Origin of the sequence: Natronobacillus azotifigens, from assembly GCF_026805325.1 — a bacterium.
GTDB classification, from domain to species: Bacteria; Bacillota; Bacilli; order Bacillales; family Amphibacillaceae; genus Natronobacillus; species Natronobacillus azotifigens.
Genome location: NZ_JAPRAT010000007.1, coordinates 61,933 through 80,575, shown reverse-complemented (window position 1 = coordinate 80,575; position 18,643 = coordinate 61,933). Strand labels below are relative to the sequence as shown.

The following is an 18,643-nucleotide window of genomic DNA, read 5'->3' as shown; positions in this document are numbered from 1 at the left end:
ACCAACTCCTGATCCCTAACGTTTTCATAGAGCCTTAGAAAGGTTAACTGGATAAGCCTTCTCAATTTTAACACGAGTTCAACTATTTTGTAAGAAAAAGACTTGTTTTTAGTTTTCTAACCTAGGAAACTTCTCGATAAAATTACGATAGGAGATTTTTTCAATCTGTTCATTTGTAAAGTATCGGTTTACTTCTTCGATTAAATTTGGGTAATCAGCAATATCCTCAAGCCGATCAATGGTATCAGAGATGCCATCAAAGTCAGAACCAAACCCTAAACAGTTCTCTCCACCTTTATCGATAAAATATTGAATATGCTTCAGTAAATCATTAATCTCCACTATTTTTTTCCCACTTGTAAAATATGGGACGAATGTTATTCCGAACCATGCATCTCTATTTACTAATGCTTGTATTTGTTCATCGGACAAATTACGACGATGAGGATAGACTTCCATTGCATTCCCATGGGAAGCCATTATGTATCTCGCTCGTTCGATCGCATCAAAAAAACCTTGGTATGATATATGGGAAAGATCTGTCCAAATACTTTCTTTATTTAGTAAGTCAATGACTTCTTCCCCAAAACGAGTGAGCCCAGCTCCACGTTTTTCCCCGATGCCGTCACATACAGCATTTGCTTGATTCCATGTAAGCCCAACCGCTCGTACACCTAATGAAATTAATTGTTTTAGTTTATCTATATCATTTCCGATAACATGACAACCCTCTAACGTTAATACAGCACCCAACTGGTCATCACCTAACCGATGCAAGTCTTGTTGATTCGATATAAATTGAACGTCAGGATAAGGCTCAACGATTTTCTCATGAAAAAGTCTAGCCATCTCTAGCGCAACATCAAATTGCTCTTCTTTCGGAACTTCTTCCGGAACAAAAATGGCAAAGCATTGGACTTTAACTGGACTTTTTCTCCATTTTTTCAGATCTACTTGCAATTGTTCACTAGATTCAAAATCTGCATGATCTTGCCAAAGTTTAAGTAATACATCACAATGAGCATCAATAACCATCGATGTCACCTCCCTAAAAATAAGTATAATAGAAAAAAACCTGTTTGCATACAAACAAACAGGGGGAAAGCACTTATCTTGGTTCAATAATTAATTTAATTGCCGTACGCTCTTCTTCGTCAATAAGAATGTCTGTAAAAGCTGGAATACAAATGAGATCAACCCCGCTAGGCGCTACAAACCCACGCGCAATTGCCACTGCTTTAACCGATTGATTTAATGCTCCTGCACCAATCGCTTGAATTTCTGCAGACCCCCGCTCACGCAAAACATTTGCTAATGCACCTGCTACTGAATTCGGATTTGATTTGGCTGAAACTTTTAATACGTCCATTTCTGCTACCTCCTTGGTTATCATAAGTCGTTCCACTTTTACTATATTCTCTAATTTAATAGATATTCCACTTAATTAGAGCGCGAACGAAGAACAAAAGTGAGGCGAGCGATTAAAAGCGTAGCAACTGGAGCGAATCAATGAAAATAAAGAAATTACAGCAAACTCGCTAACTAAAAAAGATGACTTATCGAAGGTTGCTTCATGAAATTACATGGTTTTAAGTGATCGGAGCTTGACGTGGCTATCTCATCACTGAACATTTTTATCGTTTCCTCTGCTACGAGGAGGTAGTATTCTAGGCTAGGAAAAGAAAGGATGGTCATCATTAATTAAAATCCGATCAATACGCTTTGATTTCCCGGTCTTCTCATCAATATCAATAATCACACCACTTAACTGTGTCCTCCCTTCTTTTGGTGGTTCAAAACGAGCAGGTAAACTAGTAAGAAAACGACGAATCACGGCATCTCGCTCTGTACCAATAATCCCGTCATACGGTCCTGTCATTCCAACATCTGTGATGTAAGCAGTCCCTTGATCTAAGATCCTTTGATCAGCCGTTTGAACATGGGTGTGCGTACCGACTAGTGCACTGATCTGACCATCAAGATACCACGCTAATGCAAGTTTTTCACTTGTAGCTTCTGCATGAAAATCAATAAAAATTACATTTGTTCGTTTTTTTGCTTCTTCTACTAAATGATCAGCATATCGAAAAGGATCGTCCAATGGGGGTAAAAAAGTACGACCTTGTAAATTGACGATGGCTACTTCGATTCCATTTACATTAACATAAAGAATTCCTTTCCCCGGTGTACCTTCTGGAAAGTTTGCTGGGCGAACCATTTTTTTCGCATCATCAATAAATGAAAAAATCTCTTTCTTATCAAAGGTGTGATTTCCCATCGTAACAACATCTGCACCCCATTCAAGAAATTGTTTGTAAATTTTTTCGGTAATTCCTTTACCAGAAGCTGCATTTTCTCCATTTACAATGGTTAATTGTGGTTGATATTTCTGTTTAAGTTTTGGCATGTATTGTTGTAATTGATCACGACCCATCGATCCTACAACATCTCCAATAAAAAGTAATCGCATCTATCTGTTACCTTCCTCTGTTAAAGTATATGTAGAACAAGTTTCACATAAGATATAAAGAATGTCAAAAAGAAGCAACCTATCGGTCACTTCTTTTTTATTTTGCATATTCAACTGCTCTTGTTTCTCGAATTACAGTTACTTTTATGTGTCCCGGGAAATTTAATTCTTCTTCAATGCGTTTTCGAATGTCTCTTGCAATTCGTACCGATTCAAGATCATCAATTTCATCCGGTTTCACCATGATCCGAACTTCACGTCCAGCTTGAATAGCGAACGACTTCTCTACACCAGCATAAGATTCAGAAATCTCTTCTAGTTTTTCTAGTCGTTTAATATAATTCTCTAGCGTTTCACTGCGAGCTCCTGGTCGAGCTGCTGATAATGCATCGGCAGCAGCAACAAGCACAGCAATAATTGATGTTGGCTCTTCATCTCCGTGGTGAGCAGCAATCGAATTCACAACGATTTCTTTTTCTTTATACTTAATTGCTAATTCTTTCCCTATTTCCACGTGACTACCCTCTACCTCATGATCAATTGCCTTACCAATATCATGAAGTAAACCTGCGCGCTTAGCAATAGTTACATCTTGTCCAAGTTCTGCGGCAAGTAATCCAGATAAATGCGCCACTTCCATTGAGTGCTTCAATACATTCTGACCATAACTAGTACGATATTTCAGACGACCTAAGATTTTAATTAGATCTGGATGGAGACCGTGTACACCAACTTCAAAGGTTGTTTGTTCTCCAACTTCTCGAATATATTCATCCACTTCGCGTCTAGACTTATCAACCATTTCCTCAATCCGAGCAGGGTGAATACGGCCATCTTGCACTAATTTTTCCAGTGCGATTCGAGCTGTTTCTCTTCGAATTGGATCAAAACCAGATAAAATTACTGCTTCTGGAGTATCATCAATAATTAAATCAATACCAGTTAATGTTTCTAAAGTACGAATATTACGACCTTCTCGACCAATAATTCGTCCTTTCATCTCATCATTCGGTAAGTTGACAACAGATACGGTTGTTTCGGCAACATGATCTGCTGCACAACGTTGCATAGCTAAAGATAAAATTTCCTTCGCTTTCTTATCTGCTTCTTCTTTCGAACGATTTTCTGATTCCTTAATTATGAGTGCTGCTTCATGATTAACTTCTTTCTCCACACGTTCCAGAATAACCTGTTTTGCTTGGTCAGTTGTATAACCAGAAATGCGCTCTAGCTCAGCTTGCTGATCACTCAACATAGCTTCCACTTTGCTTTCCATTTCTTCAATTTGTTGTTGTTTTTCAGATAATGAGCTTTCTTTCTTTTCCATAACAAGCTCACGCTTATCTAACGTTTCATCTTTCCGATCAAGATTCTCTTCTTTTTGCATCAGACGATTTTCTTGTTTCTGAATTTCTAATCGTCGCTCTCGAAGGTCTTGGTCTACTTGCTGACGAATTTTGTGATTTTCATCTTTTGCTTCTAGTAGGGCTTCTTTCTTAGCTACTTCGGCATTACGACGACCTTCTTCTACGATTTGCTTTGCCAGTTCTTCTGCACTAGAAATTTTCTTTTCTGCAATAGATTTACGAATCCAATAGCCAACAACAATACCGACGATAAGGGTAAGCAAACTGGAGATGATGATGAGTAAATAATCCATTACGTTCATGGTTTCACCTCCTCTTGCTATAAATTTGTTTCAAAAACTCTTTTTTAGTCGGCATGTACAATCTACCTTATGAATGTATCAATAATCATATTGTATAATTTAATAATCAAAAAATTATACTATATCAATTTTAATCTTGTGTTTATCTAATGTCAAGAAAACATGAACGACTATTCGTTACTTTTCTAAATAAAAAGCTATTTAAGAACAAAAATAAACATTGTTCTTAAATAGCTTACAAAATATATCAAATACGACATGGGTATTCATTTAATCTAGGTAACTAGATTATTTATCTTCAATTAACTCTTCCATTACCGGTTCTTCGATATCCATATTATAATGCTTCCGAACTGCTTGATAAATATTTTCAGCAATTGCAGGGTTTTCCTTTAAAAATTGTTTAGAATTTTCTCGTCCTTGACCAAGACGTTCCTCATTATAAGAATACCAAGCACCACTTTTTAACACAATATCTAAATCAGAAGCAATATCTAATAGTTCCCCTTCTCTAGATATCCCTTCTCCGTACATAATATCAACTTCTGCTTGTTTAAATGGAGGAGCTACTTTATTCTTTACCACTTTGATTCTTGTTCTATTCCCTACCATATCATTTCCTTGTTTAATAGTTTCTGCTCTACGTACATCCAAACGAACAGAAGAATAGAATTTAAGCGCTCGACCCCCAGGAGTTGTTTCTGGACTTCCAAACATTACCCCAACTTTTTCACGAATTTGATTAATGAAAATAGCAGTTGTTTTTGATTTGTTTATCGCTCCGGAAAGCTTTCTTAGTGCTTGTGACATTAAGCGAGCTTGGAGACCGACATGAGAATCTCCCATTTCTCCTTCAATTTCTGCTTTTGGTACCAGAGCAGCGACTGAGTCAATAACAACAATATCTACTGCACCACTACGAACTAATGCTTCGGCAATTTCTAACGCTTGCTCACCGGTATCTGGTTGGGAAAGCAAAAGTTCATCTACATTAACTCCTAAGTTTCTAGCATAAACAGGATCAAGTGCATGCTCTGCATCGATAAATGCTGCTTGCCCTCCTTGTTTTTGCGATTCAGCAATTGCATGAAGAGAAACAGTTGTTTTACCTGAAGATTCAGGACCGTAAATTTCAATAACACGTCCTCTTGGATACCCTCCGACTCCTAACGCAACATCCAATGCTAATGAACCACTAGAAACAGTAGCCACTTTTTGCTCTGCTCGTTCCCCTAACTTCATGATTGAACCTTTACCAAACTGCTTTTCTATTGATTTTAATGCCATATCTAAGGCTTGTTTGCGATCACTCACTTGATTTCCTCCTCATTAATTCAACTAATACTATCATAACTTGTTTTTGACATTTTAACAAGCAAAAAGCGAATGAATGTTCCCGATTTTTCCACTGGTAATATTAGTTGAATATTCCTATTTATCTCTAGTGAAAATCACTTTTCACTTGTAAAAACATTGTTAAAAATTAATTTTAAATTATTGTATTTTTTTTAACCAATTGTAAAGAAGCTCTAAACCTTTTTTTACGGAACGTTCTCTTATCATTTCTCTGTTCTTCGAAAAATGAAAACACTTGGTTACATGATTGGATTCTGTTTGATACATGCTTATATATACTGTGCCAACCTGGTTATTTTCTAATGAATCAGGCCCTGCTACTCCAGTAAAACTAATCCCAATATCCGTATCAAATTTAGATTTTGCTTGTTTAGCCATTTCCAATGCACACCATTCACTAACTACGCCAAAATCTTCAATCGTTTTGTTAGAAACACCTAAAACGCTCTGCTTAGCATTTGGTGTATAACTTACAATACTCCCTTCAAACACTGTACTAGCACCCGGTATAGAAACAATCGCATCAGCGAATTTCCCACCAGTTAAACTTTCTGCTGCAGAAAGGGTCAAGCCTTGTGTTTTTAATAAGCTACAAACGGCCTCGTTAATGGTCATTTGATCTGCTCCGTAATAGTAATCACCAACAATATCTTTAAGCTCATTTTCTGTCTGTTCAATTAACTGATCTGCTAACAGATTTGTGTTTGCTTTCGCGGTGATTCGGAGAGCAACTTCTCCATCCGTTGCCAAGGGCGCAATAGTTGGATTGTTCTGCTTATCAATTAATTCTCTAACAAGGGTTTCTAATTGTGATTCACCGATACCAATAAAGCGCATCATTTTTGATTTTATAACGTCTTTTAGTGCGAAATTCTCTCCTAAATAAGGAAGCACAGAATCTTCCATCATTTTTTTCATCTCATTAGGGACACCTGGCATCAAAATAAAATAGCTTTCTTGATAAGGTACAATCATGCCTGGTGCTGTTCCTGAATGATTGGGAATCACAACAGCATCTGGAAATATTCTCGCTTGTTTCCGATTGTTTTCTGTCATTGTACGATTTGATTTGGAAAAATAAGCTTGAATAGTCGCAAGAACCGTTTCACTTTCTACTAATTCCTTACCGGTTAATAACTGTAACGCTTCTCGCGTCAAATCATCATCTGTTGGCCCGAGACCACCAGTGACAAAGATTATGTCAGATCGATTCGCTGCTAAAGCAAAAGCATCTCTAGTCCGAGTGAGGTTATCACCAACAACCTGATGGTGATATACACTTATACCTACTCTTGCTAATTGGTCTGAAATCCATTGTGCATTCGTGTTGGATATTTGACCCAATAATAGTTCTGTACCAACCCCTATTATTTCAGCCTGAAAATTCTTTATCATTTTGAGTCCCTCATTACATGCCAGTTTTTTACAAAATAATCAATCCCAGAGACAACTGTTAAAATTAATGCGATGTATAAAGTAATCTTACCAGCAGGAAAACCGATATAAGAAAATGGAAAATCATGCAACAATAAAAGTGCAATCGATACTAATTGAAAAGTAGTCTTCCATTTACCCATTTTACCTGCTGCAAGTACAATTCCTTCGCCTGCTGCTACTAACCGTAGTCCAGTAACTGCAAATTCCCGACTAATAATTAAAATAACAATCCATGCAGGAGCTAAATTCATTTCAATCAATAAAATGAAGGCCGCTGCTACCAATAATTTATCTGCCATAGGATCAAGAAATTTCCCTAAATTGGTCACTAAATTATGCTTTCGCGCGTAGTAACCATCCACCCAGTCTGTTCCTGATGCAAAAATAAAAATCATGGCTGCAACAAAATCCACAACCGGAAGCTCTGTTGTACCTATTGCCCAGAACCCCCAATCCAGTGGTAAAGTTAGTAATAAAATGAAAACAGGAATTAAAAAAATCCTCGATAAAGTTATTCGATTTGGTATATTCATTCTTCCATCCATCCTTTCAAAGACGTGTTTCCCTAAATGGCTTACTATGTATTACGGGTTAAATTTTGGTTTTCCATATCTATCACTTATTGTGTAAAAGGTTGTTACTACAACAGAAACCCTTCTCACGATCGTGAAAAGGGCTTTAGCATTATTCTTCTGTTTCCAACAACGTGATCCAAACTCTTTGAACAGCACTAGGACTAATTTCTTCAGCTAATTCAACTTCAATGTCATTGATGTAAATAGAAATAATCCCAGGTTCACCAAAGCGTAGATAGACTTGTTCAAATTCACTTACATCAATTTCTAAAGGGGAGGCACTTGATTCAAGGGTACCATAATAAAGGCTATTGCCTGCTTCACCCTCCACTTCCAACCAGTTTCTTCCGGTAGTTTCGATTACTAATTGGATTTCTTCATCATTTGTTATAAATTCATAGTTGGATTCATTGTCGTTGTATTCAACCAATGTTAAAGAAGCCTCTATTTCCTCTTGTTCGTCAGTTTCAGGTTCTTCATCCTCTTCGTTCTCTTCCGGCTGATCTGATTCAGTATCGTCATCGTCACCGTCGGATTCGTCTGAATCTGGTGGTAAGTTGACCTGGTCACCAGCAGGTTGTTCCGTTCCCACATCATTCCCAGTGTCTTGACCTTCGTCTTCATTTGGTAAAAATGTTAACCAAATAACAAAAGCAACACCAAGAATTAAGATAAACACAAAAATGGTTGGCAACAAGGATACAAATGGCGAATTTTTTTTGGTCGAACTATTTCTTCGACTTCTTTGAACATATTGGATGGAACTTTCCTCTACCGGTGGCGGTACTTCATCTTTAAATTCATTAAATAATTCTTCCGGATTTAGTCCAACTGCTAAAGCATATTCTTTAATAAAAGCTCTTGTATAAAAACTTCCAGGCATTAACGAAAAATCACCTTTTTCGATTGCCTGAAGATGTCTTGTTTGAATTTTCGTCTTTTTTTGTATTTCTTCTAAAGTTAGTCCTTTTTCCAATCGGGCTTCTTTTAGTCTTTCTCCAATTTGCATTATAAACACCATCCATTGATATAATCGAAGACTGAACTTTGGGTTATTAACCGTACTATTTCTATAATAAATGATTTCTGGTGATTATAAAAGGAAATAATAGATTATTTGGTAAGTTTTTTTACCGGAAAATAAATCAATCTCTATAAAGCCTTGCAGATTATTTATAGTGAAAACAGAATGATTGTAATCATTTGGGATAAACTCAGGTAAGCATGCGTTAAGTAGAACTGCTTGTTCCATACAATTCGCTTTACATATTCTAAAAATTATTACCATCCACCGGAGATTTTGATGTTTTCTCCATTGATATAGGAAGATTTCTCGTTGAGAAGGAATACTACGAGTTCACCTACTTCTTCAGGTGTTCCCAATCGATTCGCAGGAATATCTGCTATGATATTATCTTTATCCTCACCCGTTACATGCTGATTCATTCGAGTATCGATAAAACCAGGGCTAATAGCATTTACCCGAATGTTATTAGCAGCAACCTCTTGTGCGAGTGCTTTAACAAAACCGTTTTGAGCCGATTTAACAGACGAATATACGACCTCATAACTGGCACCCCGATCACCCCAAATAGACGAAATCACAACAATATTTCCTTTTCTTTCCCTAAGCATTGTAGGTAATAATGCAGAAGTAATGAGCCACGTTGCTTTAACATGTACAGAAAAAAGTTCATCCATTATTTTCTCATTTGTTTCGTGAAACACCCCATAACTCTCTTGCCCTTGAGCAAATAAGAGATCAGAAGGCGAAAAAGCGATAGAATCAATTAGAAATTGAATTCCAGGTTGATTTCTTAAATCTGCTTGAATCACTTCTAATACAGAATCGTTGGGTAAATCTACTATCAATTGTTCGATCGCGCTTTTATTTTTATGATAGTGAAGCGATAGCGTGTAGCCCTGTTGAGCTAATGCTTTTGTAGCTGCTAAACCGATCGCTCCACTAGCACCAATGACTAGACAATGCTTCTTCATTTATTTTTGCTCACTTGGATTCACTTGAAATACTGCGATATTTTCTTCGATAATCCAGTGATTCAGAAATTGATTTACTTGATCTTTTGTTAATTTTTCAAGGGTTGGTAAAAGGTCAAAGAAATCGAAACCTATCATCTCATAATGCGTAAGCTGATTCGCAACATCAGACATACTGTTCATCTCTCTTAGTACTTCCCCAATTTTCTTCTTTTTCATGCGTAAAAAAGCTTCATCTGTTAATTGATATGTTTTCCAACTTGCTAATTGTTGTTTTATCTTTTCTGCAAATACATCTGGCTTATTCGTATTGCCACCTATAATAGAAAAAGCAAAATTCTTTTGACGATGTGACTCAAATCCAAATTTTGCATCAATAAGATCACCATCATACAATTCTTGGTAGTATTCTCCACTCTTCGAATAAAAATAATCCAACAACATATCTGCCATCAGTTCTTCAGCCATAAATGTGTCCGTGATTTTTACCTGTTCTTCTTTAATCCCAATCATACATTTAGAAATAGACACTGGCATTTCAATGGAAGCATTTTTTTTGTTCACAGTAGTTGGTTCAACGGGAAGATCGCGTTTAATCGTTTCTACTTTTTCAAAATTTTTCTCTGCTTGATTTTTACGTATAAGTTCCATCATTTCATCTGGATCGAAGTTTCCAGTCAACGTGAAGATCATATTGCTTGGATGATAAAAAGTATGGTAACAAGTATACAAATCTTCTTTCGATATAGCCTGTATCGACTCAACTGTACCCGCAATATCAATTTGAACGGGATGATGATGATATAGTGCATCAATTACACCAAAAAATGCACGCCAATCTGGTTGATCATCATACATTTGAATTTCTTGTGCAATAATACCCTTTTCTTTTTCAACAGAGGCATCAGAAAAATAGGGGTCTTGAACAAAATCTAATAAGGTTGTAGCATTTTCAGCTATGTCTGATGTTGCCGTAAATAAATAGGCAGTTTTCGTAAACGACGTGTAAGCATTGGCAGAAGCACCGCGTTGTGTAAAGAATTGAAACACATCATGATCTTCTTTTTCAAACAATTTATGTTCTAGAAAATGTGCGATACCATCAGGTACGGTAATAAGATCTTTTTCATTAATAGGGACAAAAGATTGATCAATGGAACCATAATCTGTTGTGAAAATCCCAAACGTTTGGGTCATTTCAGGTTTTGGCATTAACAAAACGCGTAATCCGTTCGGTAACGTTTCACTGTATACTGTTTCTTTTAGTTGCTCATAATGTTTTTTCGCCATCTGTTTTACCTCCTTGTGCCGTTAAAAAGTAAACTGTATCTAGTTCTAATTTGTTAGCTACAGCAATTAACTCTTCTTTTGTCGTTTGATTTAGTTGTCCAAAAAATTCTTCAATTGTGCGATTTGTATCTGCTAATGTTTGATTAAATAATACTTCAATTATTCCGAATGGATCATCCAATGTCTCTTTGTATTGATTTTGAACGAGTTTTTTTGCTTCCGTGATTTGCTCTTCTGTAAAATCACCAGTTTGCATTGCTTCTACTTGTTCTAAAATGATCTGCTTTGCTTTCCGATATTCCTTTGGATCAATCCCACTAAACACAAATAATAAGCCTTTATGACTCTCAAATCGTGATGTCGCATAATAAGCCAAACTATTTTTTTCTCGTACGTTAATAAACAATTTTGAACTAGGGAAACCACCGAAAATTGCATTAAATATTTGTAATGCTGGATAGTCCGCGTCAGCAAAGGTGATATTTGTTCGGAATCCTAGATGCAACTTCCCTTGTTGCACCATTTGTTCTTCAATAATTTCTTTCGATTCATGAACTGGTTTCAACAGCCGTTCATTCGATGGGATTGGTGATGGCGGTGTACGATCAAAATGATCTGCTACCAGAGACTCAACATCCATCCCCTCAAAATCTCCAAGTAAATAAAGATCCATTTCATCATGCTTCAAACAGTTTTGGTAATATTCGAATAAATTTTCGGCATCAATACCTGGTAAATCTTCCGGATAACCATGCACATGGAAACGATAAGACTCTTGTTCACACATCTCATCGATTAATCGCATATTTGCATAGCTCATTTTATCATCAATTATCGAAGCAATCTTTTGAGCTAATGTTTGCTTTTCACGTTCAACAACCTTTGGATCAAAGCTTCCATTCACCGTTTTAGGTTGAAAAATAACTTCCTTTAAAAATTGGATTCCTTCTGCTAAAATATTTTTCTCTGTGGTTAAATATGCTTGGTTTGCGACCTCCATACGGATACTCAGAATATGATGATCCCCTTTTTTTGCACCATCAATAGACATCACTGAGCCATATAGCTCATCTAGTGCCCGTCGGAACAAATTCGAACTTGGATATTTTTCCGTGCCTTGCTGTAAAACAAAAGGCAATAACGCTCGCTTAGTAATTGCTTCGCGATCTAAATTCGTTCGTAATTTTGCTGTAAAATGAATCGTCTTAAATTTTTTACTATTGATAATATGCAAACGATATCCATTTTTCATTATCGTATGTTCATTTACTTGTAACATTTAAACTCCTCCTTTTATTCACGCTTCATCTATTTAGATTGCCCATCTATGACTCCAACAATATATTTTACAGGAAAAATAGTTCGGTAACAATTACCAGACCTCTTTCTGTATATTTTTTTTTGTTTCCTTTAAGATCAGGAGCTTCCCATTTGCTTTTTGGGGCTTAGACCTATACTGACTTGAATTCTTTTGGGTGAGCACCGTCGATTACTCTCGCTTAAACTAGCATCATTTTTCTTCTTATTTGAAGTAGCATTCTTACAGACGGCTGCTCCAACATAAACTTGATGAGCAATATTATTTAATGATAACTTTATCCAGTAAATTACCCTGTTTTTTGTGTTTCATTCGCTTTTGAGTAGTTGAATGACCTATGCTGTATCATTGAATTCCTTCTACAAAGGTAGTTAGAAAAACTAAGAGAGATTAAATTGTCTCTGCTTATCATGCAAACAAAAAACACGACTTCAGATTTAATAAAAGTCGTGTTTGTAAGCTTTTTTCCTAGCGATTACTCTTAATCGGGATACTCGGTAACTAAAACCGTACGAGGTTTTGATCCTTCATATGGTCCTACAATACCACGATCCTCCATCATATCAATTAATCTAGCTGCTCTCGTATAACCAATTCGAAAGCGTCGTTGTAACATAGACACACTCGCACTTTGCATTTCAATAATCATCTGAACCGCATCATCAAACAATTCATCTTCAGGCTTTTCATCTTTAACCTCAACTTCTTCGGGAATCATTTCGTCTTGATAATGAGCCTTTTGTTGTTCAATACAATGATCGACAATCTCTTCTACTTCTTCATCAGATAAAAAAGCACCTTGAATACGTGTTGGTTTTGAAGATCCTACTGGAATAAAAAGCATATCCCCTCTACCAAGTAATTTCTCTGCTCCTCCTGAATCTAAGATCGTTCTTGAATCCGTTTGAGACGATACACTAAAGGCAATACGTGAAGGAATATTTGCTTTAATGACTCCAGTAATAACATCTACAGATGGTCTTTGGGTTGCAATGATTAGATGTATTCCAGCTGCACGTGCCATTTGTGCAAGTCGAGTAATTGCATCTTCTACTTCTTTAGATGCAACCATCATTAAATCGGCCAATTCATCTACTAAAACAACAATATATGGCAATAACGGCTGTGCTTCTTCTTCTGATACCGTCTGATTATGTCTTTTAATATAGCTATTGTAACCTTCAATGTTCCGGTTAGCGGTATCTGAAAACAATTCATACCTGCGCTCCATTTCAGCAACAACTTTCTTTAATGCTTGTGAAGCTTTCTTAGCGTCAGTTACAACTGGAGCAAGCAAATGTGGAATTCCGTTGTATATGTTCAGCTCTACCTTCTTCGGGTCAATCATCATCATCTTTACTTCATGCGGTTTCGCACGCATTAAGATGCTCGTAATAATCCCATTGATACATACACTTTTCCCACTACCAGTGGCCCCAGCAACTAGTAAGTGTGGCATCTTATTTAATTCGGCGACTACAGCGTCTCCTGAAATGTCTCTTCCTAAAACAAACGATAAGATCGAGCCATTCTGGGCTTGTTTTGTTTCTAATACTTCCCTCAATGAAACCATAGAGACTTCACTGTTAGGAACTTCTATACCAATGGCGGATTTTCCGGGAATCGGTGCTTCAATACGTATATCCTTCGCTGCTAAAGCAAGTGCTAAATCATCGTGTAGATTAACAATTTTACTAACCTTAACCCCCGCTTCTGGATATACTTCATATTTCGTAACTGCCGGTCCGACATGGACACGTGTTACCTTTGCTTTTACTCCAAAACTTTGAAAAGTACGTTCTAACTTTCTAACAGTCGCCTGAATCAGGCCTCTTTCTTGTTGCTGCTTCTTATTTGCAGGCTCACGTAATAAGTTTATTGATGGTAAGACATAATCAACATTTTCCATCGCTGTCATTGGAGCGACTTCAACTTCCATTGGCTCTTCATTATCCGCTGACGCATTCATCTCTTCCTTGGCAGGAACCGTTTTCTCAGTATCGTTATCTTTTTGTTCAATAACTTCAGGTTCTTCTGCATATGCAATTTCAGTAAATTCTTCTATCACAGGTTCTACATCTAGCGTTACTGCTTCTTGTTCAATGTCTATCTCTTTTTGTTCTCTCTTTTTCAATTGTTTTTCACGACGCGATTGCTTCCAATTTTTCATTTTTTCACTGAGTGATTTTTTTGTTTGTCCCCATCTTTTTTCAAGAAATGTACCAAGAGAAAAATTGGTTACAAACAATAAACCAATAATAACAGCAAAAATTGCAACAATTCGTGCACCTGTTTCAGAAAATAATATGTAACTAAATGCAAATAATAATGCCCCGATCATTCCTCCACCTAAATAGACGGCATCAACATTTCCATTTACATAACCAAGATAATTAGAAAACGTTTCCCGAATGATGGAGATGTTTTCTTGTCTTGTTTCAATAATAGATTGATAGCTTTGAATATGAGTGAATAATAAGATGCCAAAAAAAATAATGAACAATCCAATAATTTTTCGAGTATATAAATTAGGTAGTTTTCTTTTTATTAATAAATAGATACCAATAGAAAGGAATGATAGGGAGGCGATCATATACCAACCACCAAAAAAGAATCGGAAAATATTCTCTAGCCATACAGGTATCAAGCCATCACTAATTGCAGCAGCTCCACTACCAAACACAGCGAGGAGAATACATAGAATCCCTAAAAGTTCAAACTTTAATTGTTCTTTCAATTTATTTGTATTTGTTTTTTTCTTTGCTTTCTTTTTTGCCATGAACATTTTCCTCCAGTCAAAAAAGCAATGAATAGGTAAAGGTAAATCCTAGCCATATCGACAAGGATTTACCTTTCGTTTATACCTATGTTGCTTCATTCAATTACTTTGTCTCTATTATAGCATATCTATATGATCATGCTGCATATAATCATAAGGATTGGTAGAGATAATTTGGGCCACTCGATAATCTTGTTCATTTAATCGATCAAAATAATATACACTGTTCCCTTGCTTGATCATTACTTGATTTTGATATACTTCTTGGTCAATTGGGAAAATCTCTTGTTGATGTAATGGTGTGTAATGTATCATTGCAAGACAACTTCTTCTGGATTATTTCTTTCGCTGATTAGAGAATTAATTTTTTCTAGTGCATCCTTCACACCGCCTACTGCATCAATCAACCCGCAGTCAACCGCATCATTGCCGACTACATTTGTCCCAATATCTCTTGTTAAGTTTCCTTTTTCAAACATCAGTTCTTTCAGTTTATCATTGGATACATTCGAATGATTAGTAATGAACTGGATCACACGCTCTTGCATTTTGTCTAAATACTCAAACGTTTGAGGCACACCGATGACTAATCCTGTTAAACGAACTGGATGTATTGTCATCGTTGCAGAAGGTACTATAAAGGAGTAATCAACTGCACATGCAATTGGTACACCGATAGAATGTCCGCCACCTAAAACAACAGAAACGGTTGGTTTTGATAAAGATGCGATCATTTCAGCAAGCGCTAAACCTGCCTCCACGTCACCACCTACCGTGTTTAATAGAACAATTAGCCCTTCGATTTTTGGATTTTGTTCAATTGCAATCAATTGTGGCAATAAATGTTCATACTTTGTTGTTTTGTTTTGTGGCGGTAATTGCATATGCCCCTCTACTTGTCCAATGATTGTTAATACATGAATGTTCGAATCAGGTGCAGTAGGGATGTTACTTTGTCCTAACTGTTGAATACGATCTACTAATGTTGCTTTTTCTTCATTATTCTGATTCTGACCTTTACTTTTTTCTGTATTTGTCATTTTTTCGCTCCTTTCTCCTCTCACTAGTATGAGCGATAATATAAGGAAAATACGAACAAAAAACAATCTCAAATAATGCAGACAGGTTTGTGCTTTCTCAATATCGCTATTCTTCAATATTCGCTTATGACGGAAACAATGTGGATGATTTAACTTCATAACTTTAACGAAGTTCACGTGAGGATGGAGGATTAAAAAATACTGTAACTTCTCTAAGGCAGTTTTTCGTCTAGGTTCAGAGTGAAAAATAGCTCTAACCTCATCAAGATGACTGATCTTGCCTAGGTTGAGGGTGAAAAATGCACTTAACCTCGTCAAGATGACTAATCTTGTCTAGGTTCAGGGTGAAAAATGGTGCTAACCTCGTCGAAACGACCACTTTCACATAGGTTAAACCCTAAAAAGTCCTGCAACCTCGCCAAATCGTCCACATACACCAAGATTCGTTAATTCACAGTAAATACATAAATACTTTGTTTTATGTATTTACTAAGTGTTTTTCTATATTCAATTAAAAAAAATAGCGCTGGTGAGTTTTTACTCACAAACGCTATTTAACCGTCCTTTGCTTTATTTTAATAATTCTTGTATAATTTTCTCTTCCATTTCATTTAAATTAACTAATGGCAAGCGTACACTTCCGGTTTCTATTCCTTTCATACGCAGTGCAGCTTTCACTGGAGCGGGTGATGGGGCCATAAATAACCCTCGCATAATTGGTAATAAGCGACGATGGATCGCTGCCGCTTCTTTTACGTTCCCCTCATCATACGCATTTAACATTTGCTTCATCTCTTTCCCAACAATATGAGAAGAAACAGATACTACCCCATCTGCTCCAATTGATTTTAACGGCAATGTTAAGCTGTCATCGCCACTATAAACCGTGAAGCTATCATCTGTTTGTTCAATAATCTGAGAAATGGCATCTAAATTACCACTAGATTCTTTAACAGAAACAATATTATCTATTTTAGATAACGCAACAATGGTTTCCACTGTCAAATGCACCATTGTTCGGCCTGGAATATTGTACAACATAATTGGTAATGAAGTAGACTCTGCTAACGCTAAGAAATGTTGATACAATCCTGCTTGATTGGGTTTATTATAATATGGAGTAACAAGCAAAAGCGCATCAACACCCGCTTCTTCTGCTTCTTTCGTTAACGCGATCGAATTCTTTGTATTATTTGATCCCGTACCTGCAATGATTGGAACGCGTCCATTCACCACTTTTACTGTATGTTTGAACAGTTGTACTTTTTCTTCATTTGTCAGTGTTGGTGATTCACCTGTTGTTCCTGCGATAATTAGACCATCAGAATCTTGATCAATTAAATACTCAATTAACTCGGTTACTTTATCATAATCAACTTTGTTTTGTTCATTAAATGGGGTAACCATAGCTGTTAACAGCTTTCCGAAATTCACGATAAACCGGTCTCCTTTCCTCTTATAACCATCTTAAATAGTGTGATTATTTTTTCCATTCAATTCGAATGTATCATGTAGTGCATTGATGGCAGGTACTAGATCATCATGAGAGATAAGTACCCAGATGGTTGTATGGCTATCTGCTGATTGGAGGATCTGTATCCCGGCATCGGTTAATGTTTGCACAATTTTGGCTGTTACTCCAGGAACACCTGTCATGCCTGCTCCAACTAATGATACTTTTGCACAGTGATGAATCATCTTGGGTTGATAAGATAATTCTTCAAGTAATAGTTTAGCTTTCTCGCTAAATACCTCTGGAATAGTATAAATAACACCATTTGGAAAAATGTTAATAAAATCAACGGATATACCTGCTTCCGCCATTAACTTGAAAACTTCTGCATGTAGTTGATCAATTTGATCTTCTGCCTCTACCTTTACTTGCGTGATACCTGACATGTGGGCTATTCCTGTAATTAATCGATCCGGAATATCTTTTCCTTTTTCTTCAATAGTTGTACTTGTTACTAGCGTTCCCAAATTCGTTGATGAAGTAGATCGTACACGAATAGGAATTTTTGCTTGCATTGCAATTTCAACAGCACGTGGATGAATAACCTTTGCGCCTTGATAAGCTAAATTACAAATTTCATGATAGGTCACCACGTCTAACGTGCGTGCCGATTTTACAATTCGCGGGTCTGCAGTCATGATGCCATCTACGTCTGTAAAAATATCGACATACTTTGCATCAAGGGCCGCCCCAAGGGCCGCTGCTGAAGTATCACTTCCACCGCGTCCTAATGTGGTGATTTCACCTGATCGCTCAGACTTTCCTTGAAAACCCGCAACTACAACAACATCATTAACTTGTAGTTCTTCAAATACGCGGTCTACTTGCATTTTTTTTATTTTCGCAGCAGTATACTCTTCATTTGTAATAAAACCAGCTTGAGCGCCTGTTAAAGCTGTGGATTGAATCTTATTTTCTTTTAGTTCATTTGAAAAGACTACTGCTGAGATCACTTCACCGCAGGATAACAATAAATCCTGCTCACGTTTCGTACTGTAACCATCAGGGTAATCAACTAAACTTAATAGCGAATCTGTTGCATATGGTTCAGGCGCTCTTCCCATAGCCGAAACAACAACTACTACTTTATACCCTTCTCTGGTTGCAGCTTGAATATGCTTTATTGCATGTGATCTTGTTTCTTTGTTCTGAACCGAAGTTCCGCCAAATTTCTGTACTAATATTTCCATTCATTCAC

The 18,643-nt window shown here is 36.7% G+C and carries 16 protein-coding genes; all 16 read right to left on the bottom strand.

Annotated features, from left to right (window positions below; genetic code table 11):
- Positions 1-108: 108 nt before the first annotated feature.
- Positions 109-1,035, bottom strand: a complete 927-nt coding sequence (locus OWO01_RS05320; RefSeq protein WP_268779397.1) for a dipeptidase — start codon at positions 1,033-1,035, stop codon at positions 109-111.
- A gap of 73 nt (positions 1,036-1,108) precedes the next feature.
- Positions 1,109-1,369 carry a stage V sporulation protein S gene (locus tag OWO01_RS05315; protein WP_268779396.1) on the bottom strand — a complete coding sequence of 87 codons (261 nt, stop codon included), beginning with the start codon at positions 1,367-1,369 and terminating at the stop codon, positions 1,109-1,111.
- Positions 1,370-1,672: 303 nt separating this feature from the next.
- A complete protein-coding gene (locus OWO01_RS05310) occupies positions 1,673-2,470 on the bottom strand; it encodes a TIGR00282 family metallophosphoesterase (RefSeq protein WP_268779395.1) in 798 nt (265 codons plus the stop codon).
- A gap of 97 nt (positions 2,471-2,567) precedes the next feature.
- A complete protein-coding gene (gene rny / locus OWO01_RS05305) occupies positions 2,568-4,130 on the bottom strand; it encodes a ribonuclease Y (RefSeq protein WP_268779443.1) in 1,563 nt (520 codons plus the stop codon).
- A gap of 297 nt (positions 4,131-4,427) precedes the next feature.
- On the bottom strand, positions 4,428-5,453 hold the full coding sequence (gene recA / locus OWO01_RS05300; RefSeq protein WP_268779394.1) for a recombinase RecA: 1,026 nt from the start codon (positions 5,451-5,453) through the stop codon (positions 4,428-4,430).
- Between the two features lie 180 nt (positions 5,454-5,633).
- Positions 5,634-6,890, bottom strand: a complete 1,257-nt coding sequence (locus tag OWO01_RS05295) for a competence/damage-inducible protein A (protein ID WP_268779393.1) — start codon at positions 6,888-6,890, stop codon at positions 5,634-5,636.
- On the bottom strand, positions 6,887-7,465 hold the full coding sequence (pgsA, locus tag OWO01_RS05290; RefSeq protein WP_268779392.1) for a CDP-diacylglycerol--glycerol-3-phosphate 3-phosphatidyltransferase: 579 nt from the start codon (positions 7,463-7,465) through the stop codon (positions 6,887-6,889). The genes OWO01_RS05295 and pgsA overlap by 4 nt, the downstream gene beginning before the upstream one ends.
- 151 nt (positions 7,466-7,616) lie before the next feature.
- Positions 7,617-8,516 carry a helix-turn-helix domain-containing protein gene (locus OWO01_RS05285; protein WP_268779391.1) on the bottom strand — a complete coding sequence of 300 codons (900 nt, stop codon included), beginning with the start codon at positions 8,514-8,516 and terminating at the stop codon, positions 7,617-7,619.
- 272 nt (positions 8,517-8,788) lie between these two features.
- Positions 8,789-9,505 carry an elongation factor P 5-aminopentanone reductase gene (gene ymfI, locus OWO01_RS05280; RefSeq protein ID WP_268779390.1) on the bottom strand — a complete coding sequence of 239 codons (717 nt, stop codon included), beginning with the start codon at positions 9,503-9,505 and terminating at the stop codon, positions 8,789-8,791.
- Positions 9,506-10,795 carry an EF-P 5-aminopentanol modification-associated protein YfmH gene (gene yfmH, locus OWO01_RS05275; protein WP_268779389.1) on the bottom strand — a complete coding sequence of 430 codons (1,290 nt, stop codon included), beginning with the start codon at positions 10,793-10,795 and terminating at the stop codon, positions 9,506-9,508. It lies immediately after the preceding gene.
- Entirely contained in the window at positions 10,776-12,074 is a 1,299-nt protein-coding gene (gene yfmF, locus OWO01_RS05270) for an EF-P 5-aminopentanol modification-associated protein YfmF (RefSeq protein WP_268779388.1), read from the bottom strand. The genes yfmH and yfmF overlap by 20 nt, the downstream gene beginning before the upstream one ends.
- A gap of 520 nt (positions 12,075-12,594) precedes the next feature.
- Entirely contained in the window at positions 12,595-14,892 is a 2,298-nt protein-coding gene (locus tag OWO01_RS05265; RefSeq protein WP_268779387.1) for an FtsK/SpoIIIE family DNA translocase, read from the bottom strand.
- Positions 14,893-15,009: 117 nt separating this feature from the next.
- Positions 15,010-15,207, bottom strand: coding sequence for a YlzJ-like family protein (locus tag OWO01_RS05260; RefSeq protein WP_268779386.1), 198 nt, complete (start codon positions 15,205-15,207; stop codon positions 15,010-15,012).
- Complete coding sequence (locus OWO01_RS05255; RefSeq protein WP_268779385.1) at positions 15,204-15,932, bottom strand: ClpP family protease; 729 nt, start codon at positions 15,930-15,932, stop codon at positions 15,204-15,206. The genes OWO01_RS05260 and OWO01_RS05255 overlap by 4 nt, the downstream gene beginning before the upstream one ends.
- Positions 15,933-16,502: 570 nt before the next feature.
- Positions 16,503-17,366: a 4-hydroxy-tetrahydrodipicolinate synthase gene (gene dapA, locus OWO01_RS05250; RefSeq protein WP_268779384.1), complete on the bottom strand. Its 864-nt coding sequence runs from the start codon at positions 17,364-17,366 to the stop codon at positions 16,503-16,505.
- 33 nt (positions 17,367-17,399) lie between these two features.
- The gene (dapG, locus tag OWO01_RS05245; protein ID WP_268779383.1) at positions 17,400-18,635 is read right to left on the bottom strand and encodes an aspartate kinase; all 1,236 of its coding nucleotides are present in this window, start codon (positions 18,633-18,635) and stop codon (positions 17,400-17,402) included.
- Positions 18,636-18,643: the final 8 nt, after the last annotated feature.